The organism is Bradyrhizobium sp., from assembly GCF_050014615.1.
GTDB lineage: Bacteria > Pseudomonadota > Alphaproteobacteria > Rhizobiales > Xanthobacteraceae > Bradyrhizobium.
In genome coordinates this window covers 1-21,851 of sequence record NZ_JBEKCZ010000051.1, presented here as the reverse complement: position 1 = coordinate 21,851, position 21,851 = coordinate 1, and the positions used below count along the sequence as shown (strand labels likewise).

The window sequence follows — 21,851 nt, the reverse complement described above, 5'->3', positions numbered from 1 at the left end:
TGCCCCGGGCGCTGCGGTGCCCGGGGGGTCTCGGCCCCACTTGAAGCCCATCCCTCCAGCGGGCACATTGGCCGCGGAATTAAAGCGAGGGGTGGACCATGAGCACGTTTGAACACATCATTGTCGAAAGCAAAGGCGCGGTCGGCATCATCACGCTCAACCGCCCGAAGATGCTCAATGCGCTGTCTTTCGGCGTGTTTCGTGAAATCGCCGCAGCCGTCGACAGCCTCGAAGCTGACGACGCCGTCGGATGTATCCTGCTGGCTGGCAGCGAAAAGGCGTTCGCCGCGGGCGCCGACATCAAGGAAATGCAGCCAAAAACCTTCATCGAGATGTTTTCCAGCGATTTCATCGCCATTGGCGGCAACCGGGTCGCCACCTGCCGCAAGCCGACCATCGCCGCCGTCAGCGGCTATGCACTCGGCGGCGGCTGCGAACTGGCGATGATGTGCGACATCATCATCGCCGCCGACACGGCGAAATTCGGTCAGCCCGAAATCACGCTCGGCACCATTCCCGGGATCGGCGGAACCCAGCGGCTGACGCGGGCGATCGGCAAATCCAAGGCGATGGATCTGTGTCTCACCGGGCGAATGATGGATGCCGCCGAGGCGGAGCGCGCGGGTATCGTCAGCCGCATCGTGCCTGCCGAAAAATTGATGGACGAAGCGTTGGCGATCGCGGCGAAAATCGCCTCGATGTCGCGCCCCGCGGCCGAGATGGCCAAGAGCGCCATCAACCGCGCGTTCGAAACGCCGCTGTCCGAAGGCCTCAATGTCGAACGCGACCTGTTTCACGCGACCTTCGCGCTGGAAGATCGCTCCGAAGGCATGGCGGCGTTCATCGAAAAGCGCAAGCCGGTGAACAAGAACCGCTAAGGCGCGAGATCACATTACCCGGTACGGCTCCTCGCCAACGCCGCGCTCACCAGCGCCCGGTAGGCGCGTTCGGAAAATGTCGCGGGCCGGTCGAGACCGAGTCGTGCCAGGCATTCCCGGTCGGCCGCGTCCGGGCTGCGCGTCAAACCTTGCCACAACAATCCAGGCAGGCGCCGCGGTGATCTCTGCGCATCCTGCAGCAATTGCAAAGCCGGGATCAGCCGCTGCTCGGCACCGGTGAAGTCGCTGCCGAATGGAAACGACGGCAACAGACCGGCCTCGCGGGCGGGCTTTAGTGCGCCGGCAATCCGGTCCGGATGATTTTCGCGATACGCGGCCGGAATTTCAAAGTTTTTCGAAAGCTTGCCGGCATCCTTGGCTTGTCGCGCGAGCTCGCCCTGAAACCGCGAATCCGTGACCTGCAACATCGCCGCGATCACATCGGCGTCCGATTTTCCCCTGATATCGGCGACGCCATATTCGGTGACGACGACATCGCGAAGATGCCGTGGAATGGTCTCGTGGCCATAACTCCAGCGAATGTTCGATTGGATTTTGGCGCCCGCTTGCCGCGTCGCCTCGACCGTGAGAATTGAACGCGCGCCCTGCAACGCAAACGCTTGGGCCACGAAATTATACTGACCGCCGACGCCACTCACGACCTGTCCGTCTTCCAGGCCGTCGGAAATCACCGCCCCCATCAGGGTCGCCATCATCGCGTTGTTCACGAAGCGGGCATCGACACGGGCGCGCCGCTTCAAGTCCTCTTCGCCATAGAGCTCGTTGGTGAAGGATACCGGCATCATCTGGATTCGCGCGATCTGCTCGGGCGTCATGTCGCGCAGCGCGCGATAAAATGATTTCGGCCCCAGAAAAAATGCGCCGTGCAGCACCACGCCATCGACTTCGCGCTTGAGAATGCCGGCGTCGATCAGGCCTAAAAACGCCTCGAACAGCATCTCACTGACGCCGTAGAGACCCATTTCGAACGGTCCGGTTTCCAGGGCAAAGAATTGTTCGGCTGCTGGCGTCAGCCGCTGGATGGTCGCTTGAAATTGCGCGGTATCGCGGTGGCGAACGATCAGGCCCTGCGCCAGCGCATCGCCGATCTGCCCGATGCCGATCTGCAGCGTGCCACCGTCACGCACCAGGCCCGCGGCGTGAAGACCGATGGCGTATTTGGTGTCGGTGATCGGTTCGGACGGCGGCGCGAACAGCGGAAACTCGGTCGCGGGACTGTCCAGCACCGCACTGAATTCCCCGGCGGGCAGATCGCCGGCGCCCGGCATGAACGGCAATTCGGAATTGACCTCGCCGACCAGTCTGAACGATGCGCGGCCCTCAGTGCGGGCGCGCAGGATATCGAGCGTGGTGTCGGTGTTGCAGCTCAGGCTGTAGCGCGTGATGCCGTCGACAACGCGCCTGGCCACCAGCTGGGTGACGACATTGAGCCCGCGGGCCAGCAGATAAGACGAAGCATGGGTATAATTGGCGGAGATATAATGCTGCTGCGCGAACGGCACGTGCAGCCATCTTCCCGCCAGAAAGAAAAACTCGATCACTTTTACGTTGGGCGGCAGCGCACCCGCACGCAGCGCGTCGGCATAGGTCAGATCGGGATAACCGCCGAACAATCGCTCGATCACGGGGGCGATGAAGCGCCGCTCGAGCAGGTTCGACGGCCTCGGCTTTTCCAGCGTCAGCGCGGAAAACAACGTGAGATTGATGGCGCGGTCGGCCGCGGCGCGCGCGTAAAGCGCGTTGACGATGTGGTTGGCCTTGCCGAGCCCAAGCGGCAACCCGACCACGAGATTGGTCCCGACATCGCGGATGATGTCCTCCGCAATCGCCTCGGGGTCGGTGAACTGTTTCGGCATATGCATTCCATCCAGGCGACACGAACTTAGGACAGCCGGCGGCCCCAAAGAATCGCGCGTCACGGGCTGAAGCTAATACACTTACAAGCTCGTTATCTGAAATTATGATGAGATCCGAACTCAGCGATACGCCGTCGTCGCCTTGCCTCGCAGTATTTCTCCGAGGGCCCTCACATTCGCCGAGCCCGCTCCCTTGCGCCAGATCAGCACGGTCTGCGCACAGTTCTCTGTCGGTCCAAGCTGATGGGTGCTCAGGCGCCTTCGCTCCGGAAATGTCGTCAGAACGCTCTTTGGGATCATTGATACTCCCATCCCGGCGACGACGCAGCCGAGGATGGCGTGATAGGACGCTAACTCGATGGTGCGCTCCGGCATCTGGTGACGGCTCGCATACCAGTCTTCCAGACGTTTCCGGTGCGGACAGCCGTGTTCGAACACCAGAACGGTTCGCGGCAGATTGCCTTTCTTGCCGATCGGCGGATGATTGGCGGGCGCAACGATCACGAGTTCTTCATCGAAGGCGAACGTCTTCTCGAATGGCGCGTCCGCAATCGGCTCGGCGACCAGCGCTGCATCGAGATCACCGGCCAGGATCGCGCTCCCCAGAACCTGCGGGTTGCCGGTACGCAGTTCCAGAGTCACGCCCGGATACCGCCGGTGAAATTCGCTGAGCAGCCCCGGCAGCCTGACGGCCGCCGTACTCTCCATCGAACCAATCCGGAAGGTCCCGCGCGGCTTCGGGTCCTGGACCGCTTCGCGCGCTTCATCGGCAAGCACGAGAAGACGATCCGCATAGGCGAGAAGCACCTGACCGGCGGGCGCGAGGTGCAGCCGTTTGCCCTCGCGAATGAAGAGCGCGACAGACAAATCCTCCTCGAGTTGTCGGATTCGGGTCGTGACATTGGACTGAACGCGGTTCAGCCGCTCGGCCGCGCGGGTCACGCTGCCTTCACGGACGACGGCGCTGAAGATCAGCAGGTCGGACAGATCCATTTTTATCATCTCTCCACGAGATCAAAAAAATCATAATTATTCATTTTATGTGATTTAAGATCTTGCGTAAAGACCGCGGCATGGCGCAACGGTTCAACCATCGCCTGGAAAAGACGAAGGAGAACGACATTGCCGAAAGCCTATTGGATCGTGCGCGTCTTGGTCCGGGACGAACAAAGATATCCCGAATATCTTGCCGCGGCAGCGCCTGCGTTTCAGAAATTCGGGGCAAAATTCATCGTGCGCGGTGGCGCGTATCAAGCGATGGAAGGGCACGCCCGCGAGCGGAACGTCGTGGTCGAATTCGAGGACCGCTCGACGGCCTCTGCCTGCTATCAGAGCGCGGAATACCAGCACGCGAGGACTATTCGCCAGAAATATGCCGATGCCGACTTCATTATCATCGACGGCACTGCCGATTGAACCGCTTTGGAATGAGCGCGTGGCGCAATTCCCGGGACTGGTTTACAATCGCAGGACTTTACATTCGCAGATCTGCGGCAGCGTCCATCACTTGAGGGAAGATCACGATGATCAGGTTATATTACGCGGCTCACACCTGCGCGCTGGCATCGCACATCGCCCTGGAGGAGGCCGGCGCCGAATACTCGGCCGTGCGGATCAGCTTCGCCGACGAGGAGCAGCGCAAGCCGGAATATCTCGCCATCAATCCCAAGGGGCGCGTTCCCGCGATGGTCACCGAGCAGGGAATACTGACGGAAACGCCCGCGACGCTCGCCTTCATCGCCCAGAGCTTTCCACAGGCGCGGCTGGCGCCGCTGGAGGATCCCTTCCGGTTTGCCGAGGTGCAGGCCTTCAACAGCTATCTGTGCTCGACCGTTCATGTGGCCCATGCCCATCGCATGCGCGGACATCGCTGGGTCGATGATCCCGCAGCAATAGCTGCGATGCAACGCAAGGTGCCGGAAACCGTCGGGGCCTGTTTCGAGTTGATCGAGCGTAAAATGCTGCGGGGGCCGTGGGTAATGGGCGATATCTATACGATCTGCGACCCCTATCTGTTCACTCTGGCGCAGTGGATGGAGAAGGACGGTGTTGATCCCTCGCGATTTCCCAAAGTGAGCGATCACCGCAACCGAATGTCCGAGAGGGCCGCGGTTCGCAAGGCTATCGCGGAAGAACTGGCCTGAGCCGTACATCGCCCTTCCCGTCTGGCCCTTCCCGTCCGGCAGTTCACGCTATAATCTCCCGCTCAAGACCGTGGCGCAACGCCGGGATCACACATCGGGGAAGACGCCATGCGGCATTGGCTGAGCGCTATCGTTTTGACCGCGGGTATTTTCAGTCTCGCTAACCCCTGCGCCGCCAAGGTCGTCAAATTCGAAATTGTTCGGGTGGAATCGCCGGCGTTCGAGGGACGAAGCTTCGGCCCGGTCGGCACCTACGACCGGATCGTCGCCCACGCGACCATCGCGGTTTCGCCGGACGATCCGCGCAACAAGATCATTGTCGATCTCGACCGCGCGCCGCGCAACGCGCAGGGTATGGTCGAGGCCGTCACCGACGTGGAGATTTTACGTCCGACCGTTGCCGCCAACGGCAACCGCCGCCTGTTCTACGAAGTGCTCAATCGCGGCGGCAAACTTGGATTCGCGCTGTTCAACGACATTCCGGCAGTCGTCAACGATCTTGCGAAAGCCACCGACGCCGGCAACGGCTTCCTGATGAATCGCGGCTACACATTGGTGTGGAGCGGATGGCAAGGCGACGTCCTGCCGGGCGCAGGGCGGATGACGTTCTCGCCACCGATCGTGCCTGATGTCACCGGCCTCGCGCGCGAGGATTTCATTTTCGACCATACCGACAATCCCGCTGGCGCGACGCTGAGCTATCCCGCGGCCGACCTCGATCCGGCGCATACCAGGCTCAGTGTGCGCCAGCGCGAGGCCGATCCGCGCGCGACGCCGGCCGGCCTCGAAGTCAAATTCGAGGGACCGGCCAAAATCTCGATCAAGCGGCCCGATGGCTTCGACGCCGGCGCGATCTACGAATTCATCTACACCGCCAAGGATCCCAAGGTGATGGGCCTCGGCTTTGCCGCGACCCGCGATGTGGTTTCGTTCCTGCGTAACGACACCGCCGACGCAACAGGGACCGCCAATCCCCTCGCTGGCCGAATCGACCGCGCCATCGGGTTCGGTCTTTCGCAAAGCGGGCGTTATCTGCACGACTATCTCTATCTCGGCTTCAATGCCGACGAAGCCGGCCGCACCGTCTTTGAAGGATTGATGCCGCATATCTCCGGTGGCAAAAAGACATTTACCAATTACCGCTTCAGCCAGCCCGGCCGCTCGCCCTATCAGCATGCGGACATGCTCTATCCCGGCGCCGATTTTCCCTTCACCTATCCCGTCATCACGGACACGCTGACCGGAAAGAGCGACGGCTTTCTGGCGCGCTGCCTTGCCGCCGGCAATTGCCCCAAAATCATCAAGTCCGACAGCGAACTCGAATTCTACCAGCAGCGCGCCTCGCTGGTGGTGACGGACACGCAGGGCAATGCGCTCGCGATGCCCGACAATATCAGGCTGTTTCTGATCTCGAACCTGCAGCATTTTTCACTGGCCAACGCCAAGCCGGAAATGGTGAAGGTCTGCGCCTTCCCGACCAATCCGCTGAATGCCGGTCCGCCGGTGCGGGCGTTGCTGGTGGCGCTGGATGACTGGATCAGCAACGGTAAATTGCCGCCGGCCAGCCGATATCCCAGCCGTAGCGACGGGACACTGGTATCGCCCGTAGCGGATGATGTCGGCTTCCCCCGGATCCCGGGATTTGCCTACACCAGCCGCATGGCGCGGCCCACCGTCATCAAGTCCGACGCGATGCCGCCGTCCAAAGGCGCGGCCTATCCGGTATTCGTGCCGAAGACCGATGCCGACGGCCGCGACATCGCCGGGGTGCATCTGCCGACGCTGGAGGCACCGGCGGCGACCCACACCGGCTGGAACCTGCGCAAGGCGGGTTTTGGCGAGGGCGAATTGTGTGACAACAACGGCTCCATGATTGCGTTCGCGGCGACGCGCGAGGAGCGGCTCAAAAACAACGATCCACGGCTGTCGATGGCGGAGCGTTACCCTGATGAAGGCGACCGCGCCGCGGCGATTGCGAAAGCCGCGCGACAACTGGTAAGGGACCGGCTGCTGCTGGAGGAAGACACGAAGTTGTTTATTCCTGATGTCAACTAGCGCGTCGAATCCGGCTTGCGGGCGGGTTCGGAAAAGTTCACGCTAGAGACCAACGACAGGCGTGGACCAAAACGCGCCGCAGGGGACTTCGGGAAGAAACTCATGGCCACGCCGCAGGATTTGCCAACGATCGAACGCCGGACGATCGCAAAAGTATCCTGGCGGCTGCTGCCTCTGGTCGCCCTGGCCTACTGCATCTCCTACATCGACCGTAGCAATATTTCCTTCGCCTCGCTGACCATGAACAAGGATCTCGCTTTCAGCGCCTATATCTATGGCTGGGGCGCCGGAATCTTCTTCTTTGGCTATTTCCTGTTTGAAATTCCAAGCAATCTGGCTCTGGAAAAGGTCGGCGCGCGGATCTGGATCGCGCGGATCATGATCACCTGGGGCATCATTTCCGGGCTTACCGCCTTCGTGACGGGAACCACCAGTTTCCTGGTCATCCGTTTCCTGCTCGGGGCTGCGGAAGCCGGATTCTTCCCCGGCATGATCCTGTATTTCACGTACTGGTTTCCCTCCGAATATCGCGGCCGGGTGATCTCGACCCTGTTTATCGCCCAACCGGTCGCCAACGCCGCCGCGTCCATCGCTTCCGGCGCCATTCTCGAAATGGACGGCCTGCTCGGCATCAAAGGCTGGCAGTGGATTTTCGTGATCGAAGCGATACCGGCCGTGCTGCTGGGCCTCGTCGTGCTCAGGGTCATGACGGACCGGCCAGGGCGCGCCGACTGGCTCAGCACGGAAGAAAAAACCTGGCTGCAAGCGCGGATCGACGGCGAAAATCGCCAGGTCGAAAGCGCCGGCCGCCTGACACTGCTGCGGGCGCTGGCCGACCCCCGCGTGCTCGCGCTGTCGGCGATCTATCTCATGAGCGTGACCGCGAATTACGGCATCGTCTTCTTCATGCCGCAGATCATCAAGGGTATCGGCCTAACCAACATGATGACCGGCCTGGTGTCGTCGATACCCTACATCATCGGCACCATCGGCCTGATCGCATGGGGCTGGTCGTCCGACCGCAACAAGGAGCGCCGCTGGCATCTGATCACGGCCTCGACCGTCGGTGCCGTCGGTCTGGCTTTCGCCGCGTGGTCGGGCGCGTCCTATTGGGCGTTGCTCGGGATGTCGGCCGCCACCGTCGGCATCTACGGCTCGCGTGCCGCTTTCTGGCCGATGCCGTCGCTGTTCCTAACCGGCACGGCGGCAGCCGGCGCGATCGCGATGATCAATGCCACCGGCAATCTTGGCGGCTATTTCGGTCCCTTCATCGTCGGCTGGATCAAGGATTCCACCGGCAAGTTCGAAGCAGGCCTGTATTTCCTCGCCGCCTGCTCGCTGATGTGTGCCGTGATCACCTACTTTGCCGCGCGCGCGGCGGGCGACCCGGCGGCCATATTACGCGCCAATGCGGCGGCCGCCGCCGAGTAGAAATCAACAAGAATAAAAAGGGAGACGACTCATGCTCAACAGACGCCATCTTCTGCTCGCCTCAATTGCTGCCGGAGTAACCATGCCCAGCCGAACCGTTCTTGCCAAAGCGTCACAGCCTTCGACGCCTGTAAACTTTGACGTTCCGGCCGGCGCGGTCGACACCCACACGCACATTCATGGCGACCCCGCGAAATTCCCGTTCTTCGCCGGACGCGTCTACACCCCGGAACCGGCCTCCCCCGAAGAGATGGCGGCACTGCACAAGGCGCTGCACATCCAGCGCGTGGTGATCGTGACCCCGAGCGTCTATGGCCCGGATAATTCGGCGACCTTATTTGGCATCAAGGCGCGCGGCAACGACGCACGCGGCGTTGCCGTGATCGACGACAAGACGACGGAGAGCGAGCTTGATGCGCTGGGACAGGCCGGTATCCGCGGCATCCGGATTAATCTGGCCACCAGCGGCGTCAGCGATCCCAACATCGGACGCACGCGCCTTCAGAATGCGATCGAGCGCATGAAGTCGCGCGGCTGGCATATCCAGGTGTATGCCGACATGCCGGTGGTCGCAGCGACCAAGGATCTCATCGCCGCCGCGCCGATGCCCATAGTGTTCGACCATTTCGGTGGCGCGCAGGCCGACCTCGGTCTGGAACAGCCGGGTTTTTCGGATTTGCTGGAGCTGGTGAAATCGGGCAAGGCCTATGTGAAAATCTCTGGCGCCTACCGCGCCTCGAAACTCGCGCCCGACTACCCCGACGCCGCCCCGCTGGCCCGCGCGTTGATCGCGGCGAACTCCGACCGCATTATCTGGGGCTCGGATTGGCCGCATCCGAATTCGTCATCGGGAAAGCCTGCGACCGAGCTGACGCCGCTCTATCAGATCGACGACGGCCGCCTGCTCAATCAGCTTCCGGTATGGGCGCCGGACGCGGCGATCCGCAAAAAGATCCTGGTCGACAATCCGGTGAAGCTGTACGGCTTCTGAGAGCCGGTTTGCTCAAAGTCGCACGCCGCGGCGTCTCGCCCGGCGTGCGAAATCGAAACGGGGGACGTTCAGCGTGGCCATTGCGGCGGGTGACTGCCGAGCGGCATCGCCGGGCGCGCCCAGAATGCCGGCGTTTTCGATAGTACGGCCGAATGGCTGACGCAGCTTAGCGGGCCAAAGCCCGAGGGTACCTGTTCCAGGAACGGGCGAACCGCGTCACCCCTGAGGTCTTCGGTTTTAAACCCGTCCGCCATGCGGCCCATATTCCACAGCCATCGTCCGGTCTGCGCCAGCGAGACCCGGACATGCCAGCTGCCGCCTTCGCGCGACTGGCGCACCCGCGCCATCATCGCCCCGAACGCCATCAGATAGCCGGTGGCGTGATCCAGCATTTGCGCCGGCAATTCCTTCGGCCCATCGATGCCGGCGGCTTGCCCCTCGGCGTGATTGAAGCCGGTCGCGGTCTGCACCAGCGAGTCGAAGCCGCGGCGTTCCGCCCACGGCCCGGCATGGCCGTAGGCCGACAGCGTTACATAGACGATACCGGGACTGATCTGCGCCGCCTCCTGCGGCGAGAAACCGAGGCTGGCGAGCGCGTGGGGACGATAGCCCTGCGAGAAAATATCCGCCTGCGCCAACAGCGCGCGCAGACTGTCTCGCCCCTCTTCACTCTTGAGCTCGATGAAGCTGGTCAGCTTGCCGCGTCCGGTATCGATGGTGAGCCACGGAATCGCCGGAAGGTCTGGGCCGGAAATCAACAGCACATCGGCACCGTGCACGGCGAGCGTGCGGCCTGCGACCGGGCCCGCGATCACACGCGACAGATCGAGCACGCGCAAGCCCGCGAGCGGACGATCCCCCGCGGGCCATGGCTTCGGCGCGGCCTCACCGATTTTATCGATCGATATCAGCGGCAACCCGGCCAGCGCCTTGGCGTGGGGCAGATCGGACCATTCGTCGTGGGAGCGCATCATCGCCACCACGCAGCCGCCGGCATAGGCCGCGGTCTCGAAGGCCTCGCCGTCCCATTGCATCAGCGCGGCCTGAACATCGTCGCGCACGGGCTGGCAGTTCAGGACCTTGCAGACGGCGTCGCGGTGATGCGGGAAATTGGTGTGCAACCGCACGAAGCGGCGATCGCGGGTCTTGTAGACCCCAGCGATGGCATCCCAGGCCGGCGGAGGCGACTGGCCGTCGACGCGCAGATACCGTTCGCTGCGGCATTCGACAACGGCATGGCGCATGTCGACCGCGACATCCTGGTCTTGCCCGCTGCGCAATTTCCAGATTTGTGCCGCGGCGAGTCCGGCCGCCGCGATGCTGGCTTGCGCCGCGGCAGCGACGCGAAATGACGACGGCAGTTGCGGCTCTTCTCCGGTCAGCGTGACGGCGTCGAGCGCGGAGGGGTCGCCGCCAGCCAGCGTCCAGAGGTCAGCGAGGATTTCACGGGGCGTTTGCATGGAGAGTTCCTTAACAAGCATCGCAACATTATCACTGCCGTCATCATCCGCGAAAGCGGATGATCCAGTATTCCGCGACATCTCGGTTCAATCTGACACGCCGCGGCGTACTGGATACCCGCTTTCGCGGGTATGACAACCGAGGGTGAAGTGCGCCGCTCAATGAAAATCCCGCGAGGGGGGCAGGATACGGACGTTACGCGGATGACGGATTTTCTGGGCCGGATTGTCCGGATGATCGCGCCGGTCGTCATTGAGTGCCGTACCATACGGCAATATGTGCTTTCGGGCGAGCGCGTCATTGGCCAGATTTATCAGATCAGGCGATCGGTCGAACAACCGTTGCGCCACCAGATGCGTCACATGTTCCGGGCTGCTCTGAATATAGCCCTCGACCAGAATGAGCCGCGCGCCCATCACCTGCTTGCGGAAGTTCGCCATCACCTGCGGCCATACCACGATATTGGCGATGCCGGTTTCGTCTTCCAGCGTCATGAAGACGACGCCATTGGCGCTGCCCGGGCGCTGCCGTACCAGCACCACGCCGGCGCAACGGATATGCTTCTTGTCATTGACATGAGAAACCGCGTTGCAGGCAACGACGCGTTCGCTTGTAAACATCGGCCGCAGAAACTCCATCGGATGGCCCTTCAGCGACAGCCGCAGCGTCTGATAGTCGGCCACCACCTGTTCGGGCAGCGGCATCTCAGGCAATGGCTCCAGATTTTCGTCAGGCTGCTCGCGCGCGACGGCAATTTCAAACAGCGGCAGCGGTATGTCATCAGGCAGCCGCCGCACCGCCCATAATGCGGCGCGACGATCAAGGCCGATGGAGCGAAACGCATCGGCATCCGCCAGCAGAATCAGCGCGCGCTTGGGCAGCGCCGTGTCACGGGCGAAATCCTCCAGCGAGGTGAAGGGACGCCGCCGTCGCGCGGCGGTGATACGTTCGGCCCAGTCGTCTGCCCCTTCACTTTCATTCCGGGGCGTCGCGTCAGCGACGAGCCCGGAATCTCGAGATTCCCCGATGTGCAATGCACATCTGAGGTTCACGCTTCGCGTGCCCCGGAATGACAGCAGGCTTCGCTTCAGTTGCTCTTCATCCGGATCGGCCCATCTGAATCCGTCGATCTGGCGAAAGCCGAGCCGCACGGCGCGATAATCTCCGCTTTGCCCCTCCAGCGTGTTCTGCGCATGACTGAACGACACATCGATCTCGCGCACCTCGACGCCATTCTTGCGGGCATCACCGACGATCTGCGCCGGAGCGTAAAAGCCCATCGGCTGCGAATTGAGCAACCCGCAGCAAAACGCATCGGGATGAAAGTATTTGAGCCATGACGAGACATAGACGAGCTGCGCGAAGCTCGCGGCATGGCTTTCCGGGAACCCATAGCTGCCGAACCCCTTGATCTGGTCGAAACAATTCTTCGCAAACACGGGATCATAGCCTCGCGCGATCATGTTATTGACCATCTTGGATTCGAACTTGCCGATGGTGCCGACATTGCGAAATGTCGCCATGGCACGGCGCAACCCGTTGGCTTCCTCGGAAGTAAACTTCGCGGCCTCAATGGCGATACGCATCGCCTGTTCCTGGAACAGCGGCACGCCAAGGGTCTTATGCAGGACCCTGCGCAATTCATCCTTGTCGCCATGCGCAGGAGACGGCGACGGGTAATTCACCTTCTCGATGCCATTCCGCCGCCGCAGATAGGGGTGCACCATGTCGCCCTGAATAGGTCCGGGCCGCACGATGGCCACCTCGATGACGAGATCGTAAAATGTCCGCGGTTTCAGCCGTGGCAGCATGTTCATCTGCGCGCGGCTCTCGACCTGGAACACGCCAAGCGATTCGCCTCTCTGCAGCATCTGATAAACTTCGTCGTCATCCACTGATTTGATATCGGCCAGTTCGTAACGCCTGCCTTTATGATCCGCGATCAGGTCAAAGCATTTGCGGATGCAGGTCAGCATCCCCAGCGCCAGCACGTCGACCTTCATCATGTTCAAGGCATCGACGTCGTCCTTGTCCCATTCGATGAAGGTGCGGTCCTCCATCGCCGCGTTGCCGATCGGCACATAGGTGTCGAGCCGGTCCTGGGTCAGCACATAGCCGCCGACATGCTGCGACAGATGCCGCGGAAATTCGATCAATTCGGCCGCCAGCGCCACCGCGCGGTGGATCATGGGATTCTGCGGATCGAGACCGGCCTGCCGGACCTGCATCTCGTCGAGGCCATCGCCCCAGCTGCCCCACACCGTATCGGCCAGCAAAGCCGTTACATCTTCCGTCAGCCCAAGCGCCTTGCCGACGTCGCGGATGGCGCTGCGCGGACGATAATGAATCACGGTCGCAATAATAGCGGCGCGGTGGCGGCCATATCTGCGATAGACATATTGCATCACCTCCTCGCGCCGCGAATGTTCGAAATCGACATCGATATCGGGCGGCTCCAGCCGTTCCTTGGAGATAAAGCGTTCGAACAAGAGATCGACCTTGGTCGGATCGACGGAGGTAACGCCGAGCACGTAACACACCGCGGAGTTCGCCGCCGACCCCCTGCCCTGGCAGAGGATGTGTTGGCTGCGTGCATAACAAACGATATCGTTCACCGTCAAAAAATAATGCGCGTATTTGAGTTTTCGGATCAGGCGCAGCTCCTTGTGCAGAACCTTTTTGGTTTTGGGTGAAATCCGGACCGGGAATTTTCTGTGGGCACCCTGCCAGGTCAGATCTTCGAGATGACGCTGCGCGGTCTTGCCCGGCGGCACCGGCTCATCGGGATATTGGTATTTCAGTTGATCGAGCGAAAACGTAATGCGGCCTGCAAACCGCATGGTTTCCGCGATGGCTTGCGGCCACTCGCGAAACAGCCGCGCCATTTCAACCGCCGGCTTGAGATGGCGCTCCGCATTGGCCTCCAGACGCTGGCCAATGGCATCGATATCCGTCTTCTCGCGAATACAAGTGAGAACATCCTGCAGCGGGCGGCGCGCGGGATGGTGATACAGCACCTCGTTGGTCGCCAGCAGCGGCACGCGGGCCTTCGTAGCGACGCCATGAAGCCGCGCCAGACGGCGCTTGTCATCGCCGCGGTACACGAGGCTCGCGGCCAGCCAGACGCCATCCGCGCGGCTGCGCTGCAATTGGTCCAGTACTCTGAGGGCTTTGACCGCCTCGAAGCGATGCGGCAGCGTCAGAACCAGAAGCTGCCCTTCGGTGAATTCCAGGAGATCATCGAGTTTCAGATGGCATTCGCCCTTCGCGGTATCTTCTCCTCGCTTGCCGCGGGTGAGTAGCTGACATAGCCGGCCGTAAGCGGCACGGTCGCGCGGATAGACCAGAATGTCCGGCGTGCCGTCCATAAAGACGAGGCGCGAACCGATCAGAAGTTTTGGCTTGGTGGTGAGGTCGGGATTGCCGAGTTCCTTGTAAGCCCGCACCACGCCGGCCAGCGTGTTGTGATCGGCAATGCCGATGACGGGAACACGAAGCGCGCTCGCCTGGCGTACGTAATCCTGCGGATGCGATCCGCCGCGCAGGAACGAGAAATTCGTGGTGATTCCGATTTCGGCATAGTCAGGCGTTGTATCGACGCCGACAGACATTGGCTTAATGACGCCGGGGATGTTCATGCGAACAATCCATGCACGAACCAGTTGGGCGGAGCCGGCTTGCCCTCCTCGGTGACGCGTTCGCTGCCGTAAAGCCCGTCGCGGTAGATCCAGAAGCGCAATCCCGCTTCATCCTCGACCCGGAAATAATCGCGCGTCAGGGTCTGGCCGTTGTGCTTCCACCATTCCATGGCGATGCGCTCGGGCCCCTCCACCCGCACCACCGCATGATTGGCACGCCGCCATGTGAAGTGGTGCGGAGGCCCGTCCGGGACCGTTGCAAAGGGAACCTTGATGGGCTCGGGTTTCTCAAACAGCCGCAGTGGCCGCAACGGCGGCTCCCCCTCGACACGTGCCGGCCATGTCGCATGCATCGCCGCGGCAAGCTGATGCTGCGCCGGCGCCGCCAGCACCGCACGCTCCGGAATATGGGTATCCTGCGGCAGGTGCACGACCACACGCCGTCCGCCGATGCGCGCGGCGATGCGATCGATCAGGGCCGCCAGTTCGTCATTGTCGTGCACATTGGCATCGAGATCGCGCTGCTGCTGCACCACGATTTCGGTGCGGCTGGCAGAAAGCCGGATCAGGTCGAAGCCGAAGCCGGGATCGAGCGGATCGTTCAGGGCATCGAGCCGTTCGCGGAACAGACGATCCATCACGCCTGATCTGGTGACGGGCTGTCCAGTGTCGATCACGATCGTGCGGACCGCGCCATCGGTGCGGAAGAAACCCGCCTCCAGCCGCCGTGCCCCCTTGCCCTGCTGGTCCATCGCCGTGACCAGCATCTGCGCCAGCCGGGATAATGTCGCCGCGATCACACCTTCGGTGGCGATCGGTTCAGGAAACCGCTTCTCCACGATATAATCCGGCAGCGGCTTGCGCGGGCTGATCGGTGCATCGCCCTGCCCCAGCGCCTGTTCCAGCAAGGTCGTGAAATCAGCACCGAACCGTGCCGTGATTTCGTGGCGTGCACGGGAGGCGACATCGCCGATGGTTTTCAGCCCGGCACGGCGCAGGCCGCGGATGATGGCATCCTCGGCGCCGAGCGCGAACACCGGCAGCGGCCAGACCGCATCGGCTTCTGCGCCATCCCGGATGATTTTCCCGGAGACATAGCGCGTCATCGTGCGGGCGCAGATCGATGTACCTGCAATCCCGGCGCTGACAGCAAAACCCTGCCGCGTCAGCGCTTCGCAGATGATCTGCATCAGCGCGGCCTCGCCGCCGAACAGATGGGCGCAGCCGGTGATGTCGAGAAACAGGCCATGCGGGGAATCCAGCGCCACCAGCGGCGTGAAGCGGTCGCACCAGTCGGCGATGACATTCAGCGCCCTGGCATCGGCCGCTTCATCGGCATCGAACACCCTTAATTGCGGACAGATAGCGCGGGCATTGGCGAGCGGCTGGCCGATCTCAAGACCGAGATGGGCCGCGGCATCATCCAGCGCGGAAATCTGCAGCGCGTTGTTTTGTTTGGCAACAACGATGCAGGCAAGATTATTTTGTCGTGACGCGTTGTCTTCACGCGAACCGGTTCCCACTTCGCTCGAAAACGGCGCGGCGCTGCCGCGCGCGAGCTGGCGTTGGATGCGGTCGGTGGGCAGGCGCGGCAGCCACAGGCTGAGGATACGCCGCCGGTTTCTCGAAAAGGCACTCATCACATTTCCATTCCATGATCCACCGCCCGACAGGGCCATGACGATTACGAACGAGTTGCGCGTCAAACACTGGCGCGCCCCACGCGCTCCAAGCCGCCGCAGGCAATAAAGCCGCCGCAGGCAGTAAAGCTGCTGCCGGCGGCGAATGCGCCGCGCGCACGATCCATCTTGTTTCCGCCGTTGAGGGCGATGGCTCCGCCGCGACCCGCAGCAATAGTGCCGTGACTCCGGACGCCTGCGCGGCCAGCGTCAGCTTGCGGCTGGCGACGAGATCGAACTGGCGCGCTTCGCCCCAGACTTCCAGCACGACACCGCCAAGCGCATCGCAGGCGAGTGCATCCGCGGCCGTCCGCAGCGCGGTGTCCACATCGGCCGCGCGCACGGTCACGAGCAGGCGGGGATCGAGGCCGAATTCGGCCAGTCCGCTCATCGACAGCGCACCCGATTCAATTTCGGTGAAATCCTGCCGTATCCACGCCAGGGGCCGGCGTGCCGTCGCCCGTCCCGCAAGGCCGGCGATGAATCCCGTCGCCGCGGCGCTTTGGCGTCCTTCGGCAAACACCTCGTGCACCGCCCCCATCGCGAGGCCGCCCTGCAACGCGGCATCGGCGTCCGCGTGTCCAAGGGCCACTCTGCCCGGCGTGTACGCATCGCCGGATGCCTCGATGCATTCAATGCTGCCGCGCAAAGTCGCAAGCATGCTCGTGCGTACGCCGGTCATGCGCCGCTCCCTCAGGAGGTGTTGAGCCGTCACAGGTGAACCCGCGGCCGGCCCATTTGTTCATGATATGTTCTAATATAAAGCTAACATGGCCCAAGGAGTCAATCCGTATCGGCGTCCATGATTTTCGTGAGCAGTCCCAATGGGATCGAAAGGACCCTCGGTGCGTCCGCCTGGCTTCAATGCCCATTGCGGCAACGAAAGGCTGGCTCGATGCGATTAGTTGTTAAGAGCGCCACCTAACCCCGTGGCATTTCACCGTCCTGTCACATGCCTCAAGCAAATTGAGGCCCAAAATTGGGGCGTTGTAGCAGGAGAATACAGATGAGCGACCTTGCGTTACCCGGTTCGATCGAGCCCGCGCGGCATAAAGGTCCGAACCTTGATGGCGGCCTTAATCCGCTGACCGGCATCATTTACCTGGGGGTGGTCGCCGTTGCTCTTCTGTTCGTCGCCTACAGCATCTATGACGATGTCGATGCCACCGGCACCCGGGTGACATCGATCATGCCCTATCTGTTGCTCTTTGTGGCATTGCTGATTGCGCTCGGCTTCGAATTCGTCAACGGCTTCCACGATACCGCCAATGCGGTTGCCACGGTGATCTATACCCGCTCGCTGCCGGCCAATATCGCCGTGGTCTGGTCGGGAATGTTCAACCTGTTCGGGGTCCTGATGTCGACCGGTGCGGTGGCCTTCGGCGTCGTCTCGCTATTGCCCGTCGAGCTGATCCTGCAGGTCGGCAGCGGTGCCGGCTTTGCGATGGTCTTTGCGCTGCTGATCTCGGCCATCATGTGGAACGTCGGCACCTGGTATTTCGGTCTGCCGGCCTCGAGCTCGCATACCCTGATCGGATCGATCATGGGCGTCGGCATCACCAACGCCCTGCTGCGCGGCCGCGACGGCACCTCTGGCGTGGACTGGTCGCAGGCCGCCAATATCGGCAAGGCGCTGCTGCTGTCGCCGCTGTTCGGCTTCGCGCTCGCCGCGGTGCTGCTGTTTGTGCTGAAGACGGTCATGCAGCGCGCGACCCCGGCGCTGTTCGCCGAGCCGAAGGGTGACCAGCCCCCGCCGTTGTGGATCCGCGGCATCCTGATCCTGACCTGCACCCTGGTCAGCTTCTTCCATGGCTCCAACGACGGTCAAAAGGGCATGGGCCTGATCATGCTGATCCTGATCGGCGTGGTGCCCACCGCCTATGCGCTCAACCGGGCCCTGCCCGAGAGCCAGATCGCGCAGTTCGTCACCAATTCGAAGGCTGCCAGCGGCATCATTGAAAAGAAGGGCGCGGGCCACAGCGTGATCGGCAATCCGCGGCCGGCGGTGACGAACTATGTCGCGCAGCGTCAGATCAACGAGGGCACCTACCCGTCGCTGGCGGTTCTGATCCGTGACATCAGCACCCAGGTGACCCAGTACGGATCGCTGGCGAAATTCCCGGCCGATACCGTCGGCAACACCCGCAACGACATGTATCTGGTGTCCGAGGCGATCCGTTTTCTGATGAAGGACAATGGAAGCGATCTCAGCGCCGATGACGTCACCACGCTCAACAGCTACAAGGGCTCGCTCGACAGCGCGACCAAGTTCATTCCGAGCTGGGTCAAGATCGCGGTGGCCATCGCGCTCGGCCTCGGCACCATGATCGGCTGGAAGCGGATCGTGGTCACGGTCGGCGAAAAGATCGGCAAGACCCACCTGACCTATGCGCAGGGCGCCTGCGCCGAGATCACGGCGGCCGCGACCATCGCGGCGGCGGACGTATATGGGCTGCCGGTTTCGACCACCCATGTGCTGTCCTCCGGCATCGCCGGCACCATGTCAGCCAGCGGATCGGGACTGCAATGGTCGACGATCCGCAACATCGCGCTGGCCTGGATCCTGACCCTGCCGGCCGCGATGATCATCTCCGGCACCCTGTATCTGCTGTTCTCACGGCTGCTTTAGAGCATGATCCGGAAAAGTGGGAACCGGTTTTCCGAAAAAGATCATGCTCAAACATGAAGATGGACGACGAGCCTGATTCAACCCAGTTGAATCAGGCTCTAGACCCCGGTCTCGTACCCGTCACTTCGAAGCAAAAGGCCCGCGCCATCGGCGTGGGCCTTTTCTGCAAGCGTTTTCCATAAGCGCGGGTTGCGGCGCCGGTGAAGGCCGTCACGCCGCCAGCGTGTTCTCGACCAGCTTGACCCAGTACGACGTACCAAAGACGATCGCATCGTCGTTGAAATTATAGGCGGGATGATGCAGCCCGGCGCTGTCGCCATTGCCGCAGAAAATGAACGCACCCGGCCGCTGCTCCAGCATATAGGCGAAATCCTCCGCCCCCATCATCGGCGCCATCTCGCGAACGTTGGCGTCGCCGGCAATTTCCTTTGCCACCCGTGTTGCGAAATCGGTCTGCGAGGCATGGTTGACCACCACCGGATAGCCGCGTTCATATGTCAGATCGATCTGCGTGCCCGTCATCTGCGCCACGCCGGCGACAACTTCGCGCACCCGCTTCTCGACCAATTTTCTCATCTCCGCCGTCAGGGTGCGGACGGTACCTTTCAGCTCCGCGGTTTGCGGTATCACGTTGCGCGCATTGCCGGCGTGGAATTCGCATATCGAAATAACCGCCGATTCCAGCGGATCGACGCTGCGCGACACGATCGACTGCAAGGCCGTGATCAGTTGTGCGCCGGCCAGAACGGTATCGATGCAGATATGCGGGCGTGCCGCATGTCCGCCGAGCCCTTCGATCCGGATGTCGATGGCATCGGTGGCGGCCATGATCGGACCGGACCGGATGGCAAACGAACCGACCGGAATTCCCGGACCATTATGCATGCCGTAGACCTGATCGATGGGGAAGCGGTCCATGAGACCATCCCTGATCATCGCCGCGGCGCCGGCGCCGCCCTCCTCCGCGGGCTGAAAGATGACAACGGCATCGCCCGCGAAATTCCTGGTCTCGGCCAGATAACGGGCCGCGCCGAGCAGCATCGCGGTATGCCCGTCATGGCCACATGCATGCATCTTGCCCGCGGTCCTGGAGGCGTATGGCAGGTTGGTTGCCTCCTCGATCGGCAGCGCATCCATATCGGCGCGAAGCCCGATCCCCTTGATATCGCCCTTGCCGGCAGGCTTGCGACCCCTGATGACGCCGACAACCCCGGTGCGGCCCAGACCCGTCGCCACCTCGTCACAGCCGAACTCCCGAAGCCGCTCCGCCACGAATGCCGCGGTACGGTGGACGTCGTACAGCAATTCCGGGTGTTGATGGATATCCCGGCGCCAGGCCTGAATATCGGGTTGCAGATCGGCGACGCGATTGACGATGGGCATGGGAGGGCTCGATCCAATTGGGGCGCTTTGCCCTGTCTAGCACGCAGCCCCGATCCACCCAACACTCCGCAAGCGCTGTACAGCAGCCACCCGCGACGGTATGGCCTTAGCCGCTCAAGGCTTACTCTAAAGACTACTTAAGTGCCTAATTGGTGGACGGTGATGGCGTATGAAGCGGCTTGAAGGTGATTTCGACTATATTGTCGTGGGCGCGGGTACCGCCGGCTGTATCGTCGCCAACCGGCTGTCGGCCGATCCCAAAACCCGGGTCCTGATCCTGGAGGCCGGCGGCAACGACAACTGGATCTGGTTTCACATCCCGGTCGGCTATCTCTTCGCCATCGGCAATCCGCGTTCGGACTGGATGTTCCGGACCGAGCCGGAACCCGGTCTCAACGGCCGCTCGCTGGCCTATCCCCGCGGCAAGGTGATCGGCGGCTCCTCGGCGATCAACGCCATGATCTCGATGCGCGGACAGGCCGCCGATTATGACCACTGGCGTCAGCTCGGCCTGTCGGGTTGGGGTTACGATGACGTGCTGCCCGCGTTCCGGCGGCTCGAAGATCACTTTCTGGGTGAGAGCGAGCATCATGGCACCGGTGGCGGCTGGCGGATCGAAGCGCCGCGGCTGTCCTGGGCCATTCTCGACGCGGTCGGCGATGCGGCGGAACAAATGGGAATCCGGAAAATTCCGGATTTCAACACCGGCGACAATGAAGGCGTCGGCTATTTCCATGTCAACCAGAAGCGCGGACGGCGCTGGTCTTCCGCGCGCGGCTTTCTGAAGCCGGCCTTGAAGCGTGCCAATCTGCGGCTTGAAAAGGACGTGCTGGTCGATCGCCTGATCGTCGAGAACGGCCGCGCCGTCGGGGTGCGCTTCACCCGCGGCGGCGAAATCATCGAAGCCCGCGCCAGCGGTGAAGTGATCCTGTGCGCCGGCGCGATCGGATCGGCGCAGGTGCTGCACCGCTCCGGTATCGGCCCGGCGGAATGGCTGACGCCGCTTGGGATCGAAAGCGTCCTCGACCGGCACGGCGTCGGACGCAATCTGCAGGACCATCTGCAGCAGCGCGCGATTTACAAGGTTGACGGCGTTCGCACCCTCAACGAGACCTATTATTCACTGGTGAGGCGCGGCCTGATGGGCCTCGATTATGCCTTCCGCCGCCGTGGCCCGTTGACCATGGCGCCGTCACAGCTCGGCATTTTCACGCGTTCGGATCCGCATCGTGAGCGCGCCAATATCCAGTTCCACGTGCAGCCATTGTCGCTCGACAAATTCGGCGATCCCCTGCACCGCTTTCCGGCGATCACGGTGAGCGCCTGCAATCTGCAGCCGACCTCGCGCGGCACCGTCCGCATCCGCTCGGCACTGTCCGACCAGGCACCGTCGATCGCGCCGAACTATTTGTCGACCGACGAAGACCGTCAGGTCGCCGCCGACGCCATCCGCACCACACGACGGCTGATGAAGCAGCCGGTGCTGGCGCCCTATCATCCGCAGGAATTTCTGCCGGGCCCGTCGGTCGGCGACGACGAAGTGTCGCTGGCGAAAGCCGCCGGCGACATCGGCACCACGATTTTTCATCCCGTGGGAACCGCGAAAATGGGGTCGGCAAGCGATCCCATGGCCGTCGTCGACCAGCGCCTGCGTTTTCACGGGATGGCGGGGCTTCGCGTCGCCG

15 protein-coding genes are annotated in these 21,851 nt (G+C 62.3%); 8 read left to right on the top strand and 7 right to left on the bottom strand.

The annotated features are described in order from the left end of the window. The first annotated feature begins 98 nt into the window (after positions 1-98). Entirely contained in the window at positions 99-878 is a 780-nt protein-coding gene (locus tag ABR948_RS10940; protein ID WP_428117060.1) for an enoyl-CoA hydratase, read from the top strand. A gap of 14 nt (positions 879-892) precedes the next feature. Here the strand turns inward: ABR948_RS10940 and ABR948_RS10935 are convergent, their stop codons facing one another. Both ABR948_RS10935 and ABR948_RS10930 read right to left on the bottom strand, forming a co-directional pair. Continuing rightward, the gene (locus ABR948_RS10935) at positions 893-2,755 is read right to left on the bottom strand and encodes an acetyl-CoA hydrolase/transferase C-terminal domain-containing protein (protein ID WP_428117057.1); all 1,863 of its coding nucleotides are present in this window, start codon (positions 2,753-2,755) and stop codon (positions 893-895) included. A gap of 120 nt (positions 2,756-2,875) precedes the next feature. Continuing rightward, on the bottom strand, positions 2,876-3,748 hold the full coding sequence (locus ABR948_RS10930; protein ID WP_428117055.1) for a LysR family transcriptional regulator: 873 nt from the start codon (positions 3,746-3,748) through the stop codon (positions 2,876-2,878). 129 nt (positions 3,749-3,877) lie between these two features. Here ABR948_RS10930 and ABR948_RS10925 point away from each other — a divergent pair, with 129 nt between their 5' ends. The 5 genes from ABR948_RS10925 to ABR948_RS10905 all read left to right on the top strand — a co-directional run bounded on the left by ABR948_RS10925 (position 3,878) and on the right by ABR948_RS10905 (position 9,376). Then, a complete protein-coding gene (locus ABR948_RS10925) occupies positions 3,878-4,171 on the top strand; it encodes a DUF1330 domain-containing protein (RefSeq protein WP_428117053.1) in 294 nt (97 codons plus the stop codon). Between the two features lie 107 nt (positions 4,172-4,278). After that, positions 4,279-4,899 carry a glutathione S-transferase family protein gene (locus tag ABR948_RS10920; protein WP_428117050.1) on the top strand — a complete coding sequence of 207 codons (621 nt, stop codon included), beginning with the start codon at positions 4,279-4,281 and terminating at the stop codon, positions 4,897-4,899. 108 nt (positions 4,900-5,007) lie between these two features. After that, on the top strand, positions 5,008-6,954 hold the full coding sequence (locus ABR948_RS10915) for an alpha/beta hydrolase domain-containing protein (protein ID WP_428117048.1): 1,947 nt from the start codon (positions 5,008-5,010) through the stop codon (positions 6,952-6,954). 102 nt (positions 6,955-7,056) lie between these two features. Then, a complete protein-coding gene (locus tag ABR948_RS10910) occupies positions 7,057-8,385 on the top strand; it encodes an MFS transporter (RefSeq protein ID WP_428117045.1) in 1,329 nt (442 codons plus the stop codon). 31 nt (positions 8,386-8,416) lie between these two features. Then, complete coding sequence (locus ABR948_RS10905; protein WP_428117042.1) at positions 8,417-9,376, top strand: amidohydrolase family protein; 960 nt, start codon at positions 8,417-8,419, stop codon at positions 9,374-9,376. Between the two features lie 68 nt (positions 9,377-9,444). Here the strand turns inward: ABR948_RS10905 and ABR948_RS10900 are convergent, their stop codons facing one another. The 4 genes from ABR948_RS10900 to ABR948_RS10885 all read right to left on the bottom strand — a co-directional run bounded on the left by ABR948_RS10900 (position 9,445) and on the right by ABR948_RS10885 (position 16,836). Then, on the bottom strand, positions 9,445-10,836 hold the full coding sequence (locus ABR948_RS10900; protein ID WP_428117040.1) for a CoA transferase: 1,392 nt from the start codon (positions 10,834-10,836) through the stop codon (positions 9,445-9,447). A 159-nt stretch (positions 10,837-10,995) separates the two neighbouring features. Continuing rightward, on the bottom strand, positions 10,996-14,475 hold the full coding sequence (locus ABR948_RS10895) for an error-prone DNA polymerase (RefSeq protein WP_428117037.1): 3,480 nt from the start codon (positions 14,473-14,475) through the stop codon (positions 10,996-10,998). Further along, on the bottom strand, positions 14,472-15,998 hold the full coding sequence (locus tag ABR948_RS10890; RefSeq protein WP_428117079.1) for a Y-family DNA polymerase: 1,527 nt from the start codon (positions 15,996-15,998) through the stop codon (positions 14,472-14,474). Before ABR948_RS10890 ends, ABR948_RS10895 begins: the two co-directional genes overlap by 4 nt. After that, positions 15,979-16,836 carry an ImuA family protein gene (locus ABR948_RS10885; protein ID WP_428117035.1) on the bottom strand — a complete coding sequence of 286 codons (858 nt, stop codon included), beginning with the start codon at positions 16,834-16,836 and terminating at the stop codon, positions 15,979-15,981. The genes ABR948_RS10890 and ABR948_RS10885 overlap by 20 nt, the downstream gene beginning before the upstream one ends. 324 nt (positions 16,837-17,160) lie before the next feature. Between ABR948_RS10885 and ABR948_RS10880 the strand changes: the two genes are divergently transcribed. Next, entirely contained in the window at positions 17,161-18,783 is a 1,623-nt protein-coding gene (locus ABR948_RS10880) for an inorganic phosphate transporter (protein WP_428117032.1), read from the top strand. Between the two features lie 210 nt (positions 18,784-18,993). Here the strand turns inward: ABR948_RS10880 and ABR948_RS10875 are convergent, their stop codons facing one another. Beyond that, the gene (locus ABR948_RS10875; protein WP_428117029.1) at positions 18,994-20,166 is read right to left on the bottom strand and encodes a M20 aminoacylase family protein; all 1,173 of its coding nucleotides are present in this window, start codon (positions 20,164-20,166) and stop codon (positions 18,994-18,996) included. A 169-nt stretch (positions 20,167-20,335) separates the two neighbouring features. On the opposite strand from ABR948_RS10875, the gene ABR948_RS10870 reads away from it, so the two are divergent. After that, positions 20,336-21,851: GMC family oxidoreductase (locus ABR948_RS10870; RefSeq protein ID WP_428117026.1), on the top strand; the 1,516-nt coding region annotated here is incomplete at its 3' end.